At 58.6% G+C, this 13,298-nt stretch carries 14 protein-coding genes; 8 read left to right on the plus strand and 6 right to left on the minus strand.

Annotation, left to right across the window (positions count from 1 at the left end):
• Positions 1 to 13: 13 nt before the first annotated feature.
• Complete coding sequence (locus tag CRX69_RS21280) at positions 14 to 868, minus strand: LysR family transcriptional regulator (RefSeq protein WP_107322795.1); 855 nt, start codon at positions 866 to 868, stop codon at positions 14 to 16.
• A gap of 74 nt (positions 869 to 942) precedes the next feature.
• Here CRX69_RS21280 and CRX69_RS21285 point away from each other — a divergent pair, with 74 nt between their 5' ends.
• Positions 943 to 1,890, plus strand: a complete 948-nt coding sequence (locus CRX69_RS21285) for a DMT family transporter (RefSeq protein ID WP_107322796.1) — start codon at positions 943 to 945, stop codon at positions 1,888 to 1,890.
• Between the two features lie 6 nt (positions 1,891 to 1,896).
• Here the strand turns inward: CRX69_RS21285 and CRX69_RS21290 are convergent, their stop codons facing one another.
• Together CRX69_RS21290 and CRX69_RS21295 are read right to left on the minus strand one after the other, a co-directional pair.
• On the minus strand, positions 1,897 to 2,433 hold the full coding sequence (locus CRX69_RS21290) for a DUF488 domain-containing protein (RefSeq protein WP_107322797.1): 537 nt from the start codon (positions 2,431 to 2,433) through the stop codon (positions 1,897 to 1,899).
• Positions 2,434 to 2,525: 92 nt separating this feature from the next.
• A complete protein-coding gene (locus tag CRX69_RS21295) occupies positions 2,526 to 3,434 on the minus strand; it encodes a LysR substrate-binding domain-containing protein (protein ID WP_107322798.1) in 909 nt (302 codons plus the stop codon).
• A 91-nt stretch (positions 3,435 to 3,525) separates the two neighbouring features.
• Here CRX69_RS21295 and CRX69_RS21300 point away from each other — a divergent pair, with 91 nt between their 5' ends.
• Both CRX69_RS21300 and CRX69_RS21305 read left to right on the plus strand, forming a co-directional pair.
• A complete protein-coding gene (locus CRX69_RS21300; RefSeq protein ID WP_047225638.1) occupies positions 3,526 to 4,518 on the plus strand; it encodes a DMT family transporter in 993 nt (330 codons plus the stop codon).
• 67 nt (positions 4,519 to 4,585) lie between these two features.
• On the plus strand, positions 4,586 to 4,981 hold the full coding sequence (locus tag CRX69_RS21305) for a VOC family protein (RefSeq protein WP_076384292.1): 396 nt from the start codon (positions 4,586 to 4,588) through the stop codon (positions 4,979 to 4,981).
• Here the strand turns inward: CRX69_RS21305 and CRX69_RS21310 are convergent.
• Complete coding sequence (locus CRX69_RS21310) at positions 4,978 to 5,922, minus strand: LysR family transcriptional regulator (protein ID WP_107322799.1); 945 nt, start codon at positions 5,920 to 5,922, stop codon at positions 4,978 to 4,980. The genes CRX69_RS21305 and CRX69_RS21310 overlap by 4 nt on opposite strands.
• Positions 5,923 to 6,067: 145 nt before the next feature.
• Between CRX69_RS21310 and CRX69_RS21315 the strand changes: the two genes are divergently transcribed.
• Positions 6,068 to 7,270 carry an MFS transporter gene (locus CRX69_RS21315; protein WP_107322800.1) on the plus strand — a complete coding sequence of 401 codons (1,203 nt, stop codon included), beginning with the start codon at positions 6,068 to 6,070 and terminating at the stop codon, positions 7,268 to 7,270.
• Positions 7,271 to 7,341: 71 nt separating this feature from the next.
• Here CRX69_RS21315 and CRX69_RS21320 read toward each other — a convergent pair whose 3' ends face one another.
• The gene (locus CRX69_RS21320) at positions 7,342 to 8,121 is read right to left on the minus strand and encodes an EAL domain-containing protein (RefSeq protein WP_047225635.1); all 780 of its coding nucleotides are present in this window, start codon (positions 8,119 to 8,121) and stop codon (positions 7,342 to 7,344) included.
• Between the two features lie 136 nt (positions 8,122 to 8,257).
• Positions 8,258 to 9,580 (minus strand): APC family permease, encoded by a 1,323-nt coding sequence (locus CRX69_RS21325; RefSeq protein ID WP_047225867.1) that lies wholly within the window; start codon positions 9,578 to 9,580, stop codon positions 8,258 to 8,260.
• A gap of 254 nt (positions 9,581 to 9,834) precedes the next feature.
• Here CRX69_RS21325 and napE point away from each other — a divergent pair, with 254 nt between their 5' ends.
• The 4 genes from napE to CRX69_RS21345 are packed head-to-tail and all read left to right on the plus strand — an operon-like array spanning position 9,835 to position 13,297.
• On the plus strand, positions 9,835 to 10,002 hold the full coding sequence (gene napE, locus CRX69_RS21330) for a periplasmic nitrate reductase, NapE protein (RefSeq protein ID WP_047225634.1): 168 nt from the start codon (positions 9,835 to 9,837) through the stop codon (positions 10,000 to 10,002).
• 36 nt (positions 10,003 to 10,038) lie between these two features.
• Complete coding sequence (locus CRX69_RS21335) at positions 10,039 to 10,299, plus strand: chaperone NapD (RefSeq protein ID WP_047225633.1); 261 nt, start codon at positions 10,039 to 10,041, stop codon at positions 10,297 to 10,299.
• Positions 10,296 to 12,800 (plus strand): nitrate reductase catalytic subunit NapA, encoded by a 2,505-nt coding sequence (gene napA / locus CRX69_RS21340; RefSeq protein WP_076384280.1) that lies wholly within the window; start codon positions 10,296 to 10,298, stop codon positions 12,798 to 12,800. The genes CRX69_RS21335 and napA overlap by 4 nt, the downstream gene beginning before the upstream one ends.
• 11 nt (positions 12,801 to 12,811) lie before the next feature.
• Entirely contained in the window at positions 12,812 to 13,297 is a 486-nt protein-coding gene (locus CRX69_RS21345; RefSeq protein WP_047225631.1) for a nitrate reductase cytochrome c-type subunit, read from the plus strand.
• Position 13,298: the final 1 nt, after the last annotated feature.

Here is a 13,298-nt window from a genome sequence, read left to right on the forward strand (position 1 = left end):
CCCGCCCCTTTCATCAAAGCCGAAAATATTGCTGCATGGCCCGGGAGAGCAGGTTCACCGCCTCATCGGCATGGGACGCCTGCGCTCGAATGAACACCACCTCGTGCTCCGGCACCCGGGGCAGATCATCGAGGATCTGCATCTTGTCCGTCACCCGGGCCCGGTCTATCAGACTGATCGCCAAGCCGGCCTCCACACACGCCTTGACGGCCTGGGTGGAGGGGCTTTCCAGGACAATGCGCGACTTGCGAGCGCATTGCTTCAGCGCTTCCACCATGGCTTGTCGATAAGGGCACTGCGCCGCATGCACGGCCAGTGGCAGCGGCTGCGTCGAGGCAATCACGCTATTGATCGGGCCGACCCAAACAGGCGTCGTGGAGGTTAACCGCAGCGACTCTGTGTCCGGCAGCTCCTTCGGCCGGGCAATCACCGCAGCCTGGAGTTTTTCACGTTGAACCTGATCACGTAGCGCGTAGCTTGGCGCCGTCCTGAGCTCCAGTACCACGTTCGGCCAGGCGGCTGCGAATGTCGGAAGGATGTCGCGGATGACATGGTCCGCATATTCATCCGGCACGCCCAAGGTGATACGCCCCGCCAGACGGGTGCCATGCAGGTCGGCCAAGACCCGGTCGTGGGTACTGAGCAACTCGGTGGTAGACAGGAGCAAACGCTTGCCCAGTGCGGTCAGGGAAACCGCCTGATTGTCACGGTTGAGCAATCGTCCACCGGCGACCGCTTCCAGCCGCTGGATGTGCACGCTCACCGCTGCCGGGCTTTTGTGCAGTTGCTCCGCCGCCGCACTGAATTTGCCGATGCGCGCCACCGCATGAAAAGTCCGTATCAGTTCGATATCGAGTATGGCCGGCATAATTCAACCTTTGTGAATGACTGCTGCACTATATTTTGATTTATTAGATTAGCCTGCTTTCGTAGCCTGTGGGCATGAATGCATACCGATCGATCTCATGCCCTGCTCTCTCCAAACCTCAATGGCACCAGGCGATACCTCTGTTCTTACTCGAGGCGGCGCTGGTGTTGAGCTGGAGTTCAGGCTTCATCGGCGCGCGCTTCTCGCTTGATTACGCGCCGCCGTTACTGGTCGTGTTCTGGCGCTGCGTGCTGGTCACGCTCGTTCTGTTCCCGTTTGTCGCCAGGAACTTGAGGCGAACCTCGGCTGCCGTGCTGCTGAAAAACGCCGGCATCGGTTTGCTGGCCATGGCGGGGTATCTGGCGGGTATTACCCAAGGCATTGCCTTGGGCGTACCGGCCGGGCTCGCTGCCCTGTTCGCCGACCTTCTGCCCATGGGCCTGGCTTTATTGGCCGCGGGCGTCCTGGGACAGCGACTGGCCTGGCCGGTTTGGGCCGGCCTGGTCATCGGTCTGGTCGGGGCCGCGCTGGTGACACATGGCGCGCTGGCCTGGGGCGATGCGCCCTTATGGGCTTATGCGCTGCCGCTGCTTGGCATGCTTTCACTCGCCGTCGCGACATTGTGGCAAAAGCACCTCCCGCCATCGCAGTCCTTGGGCCTACTCCCCAACCTATGGCTGCAATGCTGTGTTTCGGGCTTTGCCTTCGCTTTGGTCGAGGGCTTACAGGGCAGCCTCGCACCGATACCCAGCACAGGTTTTATCTTGAGTGTCCTGTGGACCGCGGGCTTGTCTACGATTGGCGGATATGGGCTCTACTGGCTGTGTCTGCGCCGCGCGTCAGCCACCCGGGTCGCCAGCGTCCTGTACCTCAGCCCCCCCGTTACGATGCTGTGGGCCTGGGCGATGTTCAACGAACCTCTTTCCTGGCAAATGGTGTCGGGCATGGCGGTGTCCGGGATCGGCATCTGGATGGTGGTGCGCACCGAAACTCGGCAGCCAGTGGCCGACACAGCTCAGTAGCCCTGTTCACTCTCCAGCGGGATAAGTCAATTTCAGCCCGTGAACCTTCGCAGCCGGACTCAACACCGCTGTATTGGCTTTATCTTTGTCCATGATATGGATGACTTCTACACCGCGAAGCAACAGATAGTCGGCGACGATCCTGCGATGGCAACGCCACCAAACAGCCTCCGCACACATGATGGCGCAGTGGTGAGTCTTGCTGAGCGCGAGGAGGCGATTCAGACCGACCTCAAATTCTTGCGAAAGGGCGTAGTCCGCGTAGTTATGGAAACTTCGATTGACCCAGAATGCGTTGACCTCATCGGCAACGGTCTTTGATTTTTTTCGTAATCCGCCAAGCTCCGGAATCTGTTGATGCCCGATATCGAATTCGGCCAATCGGTGTGCAAGCGTATCCAGATTGTATTGAGGATTTCTCCGTGATCGCGGGACGGTCCTGATATCGACAATGGTATCGACACCAAAACCGCTGACGATCTCCACGAACTGTTCGAGGGTTCGGGTCGAATGACCCACTGTGTAAACACGGACACTTTGCATAAATACTAATCCACACCTGATTCCTTTCAGATGACCTGTGCAAGCAAGCCAGGTTCTAGTGGATTCACGCAAATCCGCCAGGGTGACAGCCGTCAGCCTTCACTTGCCAACTCCTCCTCAAGCCACTCGATCAGTGCGCTCACTTCAGCGCGATCTGCTGCGTGCGAACTTCTGAAAACAGAAATCGCCTCAGGCAACGGAACACTTTGCGCGCAAGGCCTCACCAAAGCTCCGCGTTCAATCAGCCTTGCGGCGGTGCGGCGCCATCCCAGTGCAATTCCGTGCCCCTCCACCGCCGCCTGAAGCATCAAGGGGTAGCTGTCAAATACTGTGCCTTGAAGATCAACAGCCGGTATCTGTCCAAACGCTTTCAGCCAACCCTCCCACTGCATCCAGTGAGGCGGCGTAGTGCGATAGTGCAAAAGCGTGTGGCGAGCAAGCTCACTGACCTGCATGGGCGCTTGGACATTGAGGTATTGCGGACTGCACACCGGAAACACCTCATCGCTAGCGGTAAAGACCAGAACATGCGCACCACTGGGGCGACCGGTGCTCTGTAAGGCCACGTCAAAATGCTCATTGAATTCAGTCAGTGGCCGGGTTGAAGTGGCCACCTGGATTTCGATCTCCGGGTATTGCTGGTGGAATGACGAAAGGCGCGGCATCAGCCAGTAGAACGCCTCGCACAATTGGCACAGCAGAACGACACGGTTCTTGCCAGGCGCCTGGCGAAGGGTCTCGGCGACATCGCTGATACTGCGCAAGGCGCTGCTCACCACACGCCCTAGCTCGCGTCCTTCCTGGGTGAGAAACACTGCGCGGTTGCGCCGACTGAAGAGCTTTAGCCCAAGATTCTCTTCAAGTCCCCGTATCTGCCGACTGATCGCCGCTTGGGTAATGTGCAGCTCCTCGGCGGCCTTCGAAAAACTCTCCAGCCGCGCCGCCGCTTCAAAAGGCAATAAACTGGCGAGCGGCGGTAAAGACTTTCCAAGCGTATTCATAATCACCGGTAATGCATCCGTGGCCGAGAACTCGTTTGTAGCATAGCCCTGACGCTGCGCAACATGAGCTGAATATCTCATGGATAGACCGATGCTCAGGAATGACTCAAACACCACCGCAGGCGTGGCCCTCGCCGTCGTCGCCACTCTGAGTTGGGCCTTGAATTTCGTAGCGCCCTACGTCACCGGTGCCTATTCGATCTACGACTTGATGATCGTTCGGTTTCTGATCGCCGGGACGCTGGGTATGGGCGTCATGGTGTTCTATCGAGCTCGACTTCGACGCCTGAGCCGCGAACAGCAGCTTCTTGGCGCAAGCCTGGGAATTATCGGGTACCTCGGCTATAGCACTTGCATTGCCGCCGGAGTGATTTACGGAGGGCCGGTACTGACCCCTGCACTTATTGGCATGGTGCCGCTTCTGCAGGCCGTGCTCGGCAACGCCACGAGCAGAACCCTCGAATGGCGCAAGCTCGTGATACCACTGGCGTTGATGACAGGCGGGCTGTTGCTGTTGAACGTCGGCAGTCTCAATCACCTCCCAACTGGCGACAGTGCCTGGCGCAAGGGGCTGTTCTTTTCAATCAGCGCAGTGATCCTCTGGCTCGTATTCGCCGCGTTGAATCAAAGGGGCCTGGAAAAACTTGCCGTCAACGCATCAGGGGCCTGGACCGGCTTGATGATGGCAGGCGCCGGGCTGGGCACCTTGATCGCCTTACCCGCCGTACTGGTGCTTGATCTTCTGAAACTGCCAAGTCTGGGCTTCAGTGTTTCCGTGGCTGGGCCGTTGTATGCCTGGGGGCTCTTTATCGCGCTGATGTCATCGGTCGTCGGGGCCTGGGCGTGGAATGCCGCGTCCCGTCGCCTGCCCATGGTGCTTAGCGGGCAACTGATATCCCTGGAGTCGCTCTTCGCGACGATACTGGGCCTGATGTTTCATCAGCGGCTGCCCACACTTTGGGAAACCTCAGGGCTAGCCGGTGTTCTTGTCGGCGTGGTTGTGGCCGTTCGTATCATCCTGACATCCAGTGAATCGACCGACCGCGCCCGACACGAGGAGAACATCGCCAGGCGCACCCGGTGATGCATCTTTCACTGATCATCGTTTCGCGCCAGACTCATTCGATTCCCTGACCGCAAGGATAGCCAGCATGATCTCTCACGTTTTCCTAGGCATAGGCGATTTCGACCGCGCGTTCGCTTTCCATTCAAAGATAATGGCCGGGCTGGGCCTTACGTTGAAGTTCTGCGACGCCACTAAAGGCTGGGCCGGTTGGGTTTGCGAGGGCTCGCCTCGGCCGATCTTCGTGATTGGAAAACCATTTGACGGCAACCCAAGCGCGCCCGGTAACGGTCAGATGGTGGCGCTGCTGGCACCCAGCCGGGAGCTTGTCGCACGCAGCCACGCAATGGCGCTGGCCCTGGGAGGAACGTGTGAGGGAGCGCCTGGATTGAGGCCCCATTACCACCCCGACTATTACGGCGCCTATTTTCGAGACCTCGACGGCAACAAGCTGTGTGTCTGCTGCCATGATCCGCTGGGTTAGACGTCCACGGCTTTGCGAGGATTGCCTTCTACCGGCTGACACAAATTGGCCGCAAGTGCTTCCAGCAAGGCACTGACCTTGGGAAGCTTCTCACGGCTTTTCTGCCAGGCAAGGTTGATCACCATTCCGTCGGTTGCCAGATGGGCAAGCACCTCAATCAACGTGCCCTCCTCAAGCTGCCGCTGGATCAACCATGAAGGTAACTGTGCAATCCCGCACCCGGCCGATACCGCAGCAACCAGCCCTTCACCGTCCCCCACGACCAACGCTGGCGACACCTGCTTTCTTACCGTCTCGCCGGGACGCTCACCGGCAAAATTCCACGGACTGAGCTTGCCGTCCGGCCAGCCGTAGGCGATGCACTGGTGATGTTCCAGATCGCGATCGGTCATGGGGATGCCATGCTTGGCCAAGTACACGGGTGAAGCACAGAAGACATGCCACTCACGACCCAGGTAACGATGCCCCAGCGCGTCTGGCCAAACCTGTGAGCCGCCAATGGTGACGACGATATCCACGCCTTCCTGGAGAGGGTCGATGAAACGATCCGTGAACGAGATGTGCGGCACCAGCCGCGGATAGTCCTGGATACACCGCAAGATGATGGGCATCACTTGCGAACGACCAAAGGCTGCCGGAAGGTCAAGCCGGACCCTACCCTGTGGCTCGGCGTCTTCAGCACGCAGCGACAGCTCGGCCTCTTCAAGGTCTGCAAGCACCCCCGTGCAGGTGCGATAGAACGCCGTCCCAGCGTCCGTCAGCGATACCCGCCGGGTGGTGCGATCGAACAATCGAGCGCCAAGGCGGCTCTCCAGACGGGCGACGCTTTTGCTGATGGCCGAGCCCGTGAGGCTCATCCGCTCTGCGGCGGCCTTGAAGCTGCCGGATTCGGCGACGCAGACAAAGACATCGATCCCCTTCAATCGCTCGGAGGAAAACATTAGGCGTCCTGTTATTGATGAATTGAGTTCAACCTGCAATGGAAAATCCATCATAAATCAGAACTGGATTCCTCAGTAAACTTGCCGCGAGCGTATTGCGCCACGCTGCGCCCCTGGCAATGATCGATTGAACAAAGAGGCAAGGATGCTCGCTACCCTTAGAAACTACCCCACGACCGTCAACTTGCTGCTTTGCGCATCTTCGATACTGACGTTGGGCCGAGCGATCACGCTGCCCTATCTGGTTATCTATCTGTCCGAAAACTTCGCCATGGGTGTGGCGGATATCGGAGTGGTCATCGGCAGCACACTGATCATTGGATCGCTATTGAGCCTCTATGGCGGTTTCCTGGTGGACAGGCTCTCCAGCTACCGACTCATTCTTGGGTTCAGTGGGTTGTTCAGCCTGGGGTTCCTTGGGGCAGTCGTGACCCGCGAACTCTGGCTTTTTTTCATCTGCCTGGTGCTGATCAATCTGGCATATGCCGTCATCGATATTGCGGTCAAGGCGGGATTTGGCAGCTTGCTCCCCGCCGCCGAACGCAGCGAAGTGTTCTCGATCAAATATACGCTGACCAACATCGGCTATGCCGTCGGACCGTTTCTCGGGGCGGGAATTGCCAAGCTAGGGATCAGCTTGCCCTTTCTATTGTCTGCCGGGCTCGGTGCCGGCTTCTTTCTCATTTACTTCGTTTGGGGCGACAGACATTCCGCCCCCGTCGACGCAGGCCAGGCGCCTGTGCCTTTCCTGGCGGTGGGCAAGGTTCTGCTTCACGACTACCGGCTGGTATGTTTCACCCTTGGCGGCCTGCTCAGCGCCGTGGTCTTCGGCCAGTTCACCGCCTATCTCTCGCAGTATCTGGTGGTGACCACCACGCCGGAGAACACCTACCGAATCATCAGCGCTATCGTCACGACCAATGCGCTGATGGTGATCAGCTTGCAATATTCCATCGGCAAGAAAATATCCCATCGGCATCTGAATCTTTGGCTGCTGGCCGGGCTGGGAATGTTCCTCATGGGTCTGGCCGGTTTCGCCCTGTCCAACTCGGTGATGTTCTGGGTGATGTCCATGGCTATATTCACTGTCGGGGAAATAATCGTATTCCCCGCGGAATACATGTTCATCGACAACATCGCGCCCAACCATCTGCGCGGCATGTACTACGCCGCGCAGAACCTCGGCAACCTGGGGGCCGCAGCCGGGCCGTTGCTCTGCGGCGTGGTCCTGGCCACGCAACCGTCCCACAGCATTTTCTACATGCTCGCGCTCTTTATTATCGCGGGAGGAGCCTTTTATATATTGGGCGCTTCCCGCTGGCTCAACCACGGCCGACAAAAATCGTGAAAAGCCTCTGCCATCTCACCCAGCGAACAAAAAAGCTGTCTTTGGAAAACGCCTTGAACGGCCCGTACGCCTCAGTCAAAACTGCCAGGCGGGAGGCGACCGACCTCAGGTCTTGCGAACAGGTATCCCTGCATCAGATCGATACCCAGCTCCAGAAGCGCGGCGCTTTCCCCTCGCGTCTCAATGCCCTCGGCTATGACGGTAATGCCCAGGCGTTTGGCGACCAGGACGATACCCTCGACAATCGCTTGCTTGACGGTGTCTTGATCAATCGTGCGGGTCAACGCCATATCAATCTTCAGCACTTGCGGCTGAAACATGGCCAGCAGATTGAGCCCTGAGTAACCGGAGCCGAAATCGTCAATGGCGGTGGTGAAACCCTGGCGCTCGTACTCCACGAAAATCGACTTGAGGTGCTCAGGATCTACCACCTTCTCGCCTTCCGTTACTTCGAACATGAGCCGGTTTGGCGGGAAGTTTGTATTACGTGCGGCTTCCAGGGTTGCCCGGATACAGGTCTCGGGCCTGTACACGGCATTGGGCAGGAAATTGATGCTGAGCAGGCAATCGGCAATGTCCAGAATGCCCAGCCGGGCGGCTTCCTCGATCGCCTTCACGCGACACGCCTGGTCGAACCGGTAGCGGTTACCGTCATTGACCAGTCCAAGAATGTAGCCTGCCGATTCGCCATTGACGCCCCGCACCAACGCCTCATAAGCGAACGCGGTGCGCGTTCGTACATTGAAGATGGGTTGAAAGGCCATTGTGAAGTCGAACCCCAGCGCCTCATGGTTGCGGCATTCGGCGCAACCGAGGGATTTGAAGGCTGGATCGGAGGAGTCTTGGGTCATGATCAATATTCCGTTGCTTAACGGGGCATCCCCTGCACATGCAAGGAACTGTAGTCGACACCGTTTGAATCGGCACAGTCCGAGCTTTCTGGAGGACGTTTGAGTCCATGATTACCGACGGGACTCCTCCAGCCCGCTAGCCAGGCTTTATCGCCACGGGCATCGCGATACGCGTGCAGGCGTAAAGCAATATTCCGACAACCATCAAGGCTGCACCGCGAAGCCAGGTTTCCAGGCTTTGCTGACTGAGCAATATCAAACACGAAACGATAGCCAGAACGGGCACCCAGGTAGGCACCCGAAAATGCGCTTCCTCAACCGTGTCACGCCTTAACACCAATACCGCCAGATTTGTGCTGAGGAATACGAAAAGCAACAGCAGAACAACTGTCTGGGCCAATGCAGCAAGGGTGCCGGTCAGTGTCAACGCAATAGATACAAGGGTCGTGGCGATGATAGCGACCCAAGGCGTACGTCTGTTGGGCAGTACCTGCGCCAAGGCCTCCGGCAACAGCCCCAGACACGCCATTCCATAGGCGAGTCGACTGGCCATGATCAGAGTCAGCAACGCTCCGTTGGCCACGGCGATGAGCGCGATAAAGGCAAACACGCGAGGTGGAATGTTCAATCCCGATGCCCGGACGACTTCCAGCAACGGGGCCGACGTTGCGACCAGTTGCTCCATCGGCAGCACTGAAGAGGCTGCGACACCAACGGCCATGTAGACGACCCCGGCGGTCAACAATGCCGCAAATAAGGCGCGCGGATAGACCTTTCGAACATCACGTATTTCCTCAGCCAGATTGGCGGATGTTTCAAAGCCGACAAACGAATAGAAGGCCAGCAATGCCGCCCCCAACACCGCCAGCATCGGACTGACCCCCGGCTTGAATTGCAACGCGGCTTCCAGGTGAGCATCACCGGAACGGAAAAACCAGGCGGCAGCCACAACGACCAGAATCAGGCCTGACAGTTCTATGAGCGTCATCACCAGATTCGCCCCCAGAGACTCTTTTATTCCCCTGGCATTCAAGAGCGCTATGACCACCAGAAACACCAGGGCCGCGACGTGCGGTGAGACCTGAACAAATGCGCCCAGATAATCACCCGCGAAAGCCAGCGAAAGACCGGCAGCGCTTGTGACAGCCGCAGCCAGCATGCAGAACCCGACCAAAAACGAAATAAGCGGTGACTTGAATGCCTTCTCGGCATACACCGACGCCGCTCCCGCATGGGGGTATTTGGTGACCAGCTCCGCATACGAACCGGCCGTCAGCATTGCGAAGAATAATGCTACCAGCAACGGCATCCAGATCGCGCCGCCCACCTCCCCCGCGATCGTGCCGGCGAGCGCATAAACACCGGCGCCGAGTACATCGCCAAGAATGAAAAGAAACAGCATCGGTCCTGTCACCGCCCGGCGCAAGGAGGTCCGGGATTTAGGGGGCGTTACTTTCATATTCTGGCTCTGCTTCAAACATGCACGTGTTGGGTACCTCGCGTTGCGCCAGGCAGTGGTATGACTCTCTGAGTAGTGGAAGTATTTGCCCAGTGAAAGTTCAGAAATGTTCCCCATCATCGCGCCGTCCGGGTCAATCGTCAGAGTCATTTACTGGCCCTTGGTGGGACCGTTGGTCGAAAGCAAATCGGGCACACAGGCCAGTCCAGCAATCGTGATCTAGTATCAACGCAGGTTCGGCTGGAGAAGCCCCAATGTCGTTGGCTGAAGAACGCAAACCTGAACGCCGCAAGGAAACCCGGCTGTTCCTCTTCCTTGTCGTGTTCCTCTTTCCGCTGCTGTCGGTCGCCATCGTCGGCGGCTACGGTTTCCTCGTCTGGTTTTTCCAGATGCTGTATGGCCCTCCTGGCCCACCCCACTGACCGGTGGCTTTTTCTTGAGGCTATTGGAGCCCGTTCATGGACGAAACCCTGCATATCGCCAGTCTTGTCGTACTTGCCCGACCGGAGATGTTCGACGCGGTCAAGGCCAACCTGCGCCTGCTCGATGGCCTGGAGCTGCATCAGGAAAGTGCCGCCGGAAAACTGGTGGTAGTGCTTGAAGCCGTGCATGAAGACCAGATCCTGCAACGCATCGACCAGATCAACAACCTGCCCGGCGTACTCAACGCGGCGTTGATCTATCACGAACTCCTCGAGCCCGAAGGAGACATCGAATGAGCATGACCCGCCGTGCATTCGTCAAGACCCAGGCCGCCGCCATTGCAGCCGCCGCTGCGGGCCTGCCGATCGTAACCTCTGCCAGCAACCTGGTGACCGAAGCGGACATGGTCACCCTGGACTGGAACAAGGCGCCTTGCCGGTTCTGTGGCACCGGGTGCAGCGTGATGGTCGCGACCCGGGATAACCGGGTGGTCGCCACCCATGGCGACGTGAAGGCCGAAGTCAATCGTGGGCTCAACTGCGTGAAAGGCTATTTTCTTTCAAAGATCATGTATGGCGTCGATCGCCTGACCCAGCCGCTGTTGCGCATGAAGAACGGTCAGTACGACAAGCAGGGCGAATTCCAGCCGGTCAGTTGGGAGCAAGCCTTCGACATCATGGAGCTGAAGTTCAAGCAGGCCCTGAAAAGCAAGGGGCCGGAATCGGTCGGTATGTTCGGCTCCGGACAGTGGACGGTCTGGGAAGGCTACGCCGCCAACAAACTGATGAAGGCCGGCTTTCGCACCAACAACATCGACCCCAACGCCCGCCATTGCATGGCCTCGGCGGTGATGGGTTTCATGCGCACCTTTGGCGCCGATGAACCCATGGGTTGTTATGACGACATCGAAGCCACCGATGCCTTCGTGCTCTGGGGCTCGAACATGGCCGAGATGCACCCGGTGCTCTGGAGCCGGGTCACCGATCGCCGCCTGAGCCAGCCCCATGTGAAAGTGGCGGTGCTGTCCACCTTCGAACATCGCAGTTTCGAGTTGGCCGACATCCCCATGGTGTTCAAGCCGCAAACCGACCTGCTGATTCTTAACTACATCGCCAACCACATCATTGAAAGCGGCGCGGTGAACCAGGATTTCATCAGCAAGCACACTCGCTTTGCCCGGGGTGCCGACGACATCGGCTACGGCCTGCGTCCTGACGACCCACGGGAAACCAGCGCGAAGAATGCCGGCAAGGCCAACACCTGGACGGATATTGACTTCGAGGCGTACGCCGCCTTCGTCAAGCCTTACACGCTGGAGCGAACCGCCAGGGAGACGGGGGTTGCCCCTGAGCGACTGAAAAGCCTGGCACAGTTGTATGCCGACCCCAAGCGTAAGGTCGTGTCGTTCTGGACCATGGGGTTCAACCAGCACACGCGTGGCGTCTGGGCCAACAACCTGATCTACAACATCCACCTGCTTACCGGCAAGATCAGTGAGCCGGGCAATAGCCCGTTCTCGTTGACCGGTCAACCGTCGGCCTGTGGCACGGCACGTGAAGTGGGGACTTTTTCCCACCGACTACCGGCCGACCTGGTGGTCACCAATCCCAAGCATCGCGTCACCGCCGAGAAAATCTGGAAGCTGCCCGCCGGCACCATCCAGGAAAAGCCCGGCTTCCACGCGGTGGAACAGAGCCGCATGCTCAAGGACGGTGTGCTCAACGTGTGCTGGACCCAGGCCAGCAACAACATGCAGGCCGGACCGAACATCATGCAGGAAGTCCTGCCGGGTTGGCGCAACCCGGACAATTTCATGATTGTCTCCGACGTCTACCCCACCGTTTCCGCCCAGGCCGCCGACCTGATTCTGCCCAGCGCCATGTGGGTGGAGAAGGAAGGCGCCTTCGGTAACGCTGAACGACGCACGCAATTCTGGCATCAGTTGGTGACGGCACCGGGAGACGCCCGGTCGGACCTGTGGCAGTTGATGGAATTTTCCAAGCGCTTCACCACCGATGAAACCTGGCCCGCCGAATTGCTCGCCAAGGCACCTGAGCTCAAGGGCAAGACCCTCTTCGAGGTGCTGTTCAAAAATGGCCAGGTGGACCAGTTCCCCGTCGAGCAGTTGGAAGCCGGCTACAAAAACGATGAAGCCAAGGCCTTTGGGTTTTACCCGCAGAAGGGGCTGTTCGAGGAGTACGCCCAATTCGGTCGCGGCCATGGACATGACCTTGCCGCATTTGACCGTTACCACAGTGAACGGGGCCTGCGCTGGCCGGTGGTGGATGGCAAGGAAACCCGCTGGCGTTATCGCGAGGGGCTGGACCCCTATGTGGAGAAAGGCAGCGAGGTGCAGTTCTATGGCTATCCGGACAAGAAGGCGATCATTTTCGCCCTCCCCTACGAACCGCCGGCCGAGGCACCGGATGCGGACTACCCGTTCTGGCTGAGCACCGGGCGCGTTCTTGAACACTGGCACACGGGCAGCATGACCCAGCGAGTCGAAGAACTCTACAAAGCCGTGCCGGATGCGCTGGTGTACATGCATCCCGAGGATGCCAAGGCCTTGAAAGCACGGCGCGGCAGTGAAGTGAAGCTGATCAGCCGACGCGGTGAGATCCGTGCGCGCATCGAAACCCGCGGGCGCAACAAGCCGCCTCAAGGATTGGTATTCGTGCCGTTTTTCGACGCCAACAAGCTGATCAACAAGGTCACGCTCGATGCCACCGACCCGATCTCCAAGCAAACCGACTACAAAAAGTGCGCGATACGCATCGAGTTGGTCAGCGTGGCCTGAGGAGAACCCTGATGCTTTTTCGAATGCTGCCCTTGTTTCTGCTTGCCGCGATTGGCGTGGTGATCGCGGCTGAAATCAACTACCCGCTCGACGCGCCAGCTCCGGATGGGCGTCGCCCCGGCGGCACTCTATCCCAGAACATGCCCGCCCCGCCCATTACCGATGAAGAAAACAAAGACCTCAAACGCGAGCGTAATTACCCGGATCAGCCGCCGACCATTCCCCACACCATCCGTGGCTATCAGGTCGACGCGAACGGCAACAAGTGCCTGTCCTGTCACAGCCGTGCCAACAGCGCACGGACCCAGGCAACGATGATCAGCATCACCCACTACATGGACCGCGATGGCCAAGCGCTGGCGGCCGTCTCACCACGTCGGTACTTCTGCAACCAGTGCCATGTACCGCAGGCGGACGTGAAGCCTTTGGTGGGAAACAATTTCGAGACAATCGACAAACTGCTGCAAGACAACGCCAACGCCACGAAGAAACCTTGAG

Origin of the sequence: Pseudomonas rhizophila, assembly GCF_003033885.1 — a bacterium.
GTDB classification, from domain to species: Bacteria; Pseudomonadota; Gammaproteobacteria; order Pseudomonadales; family Pseudomonadaceae; genus Aquipseudomonas; species Aquipseudomonas rhizophila.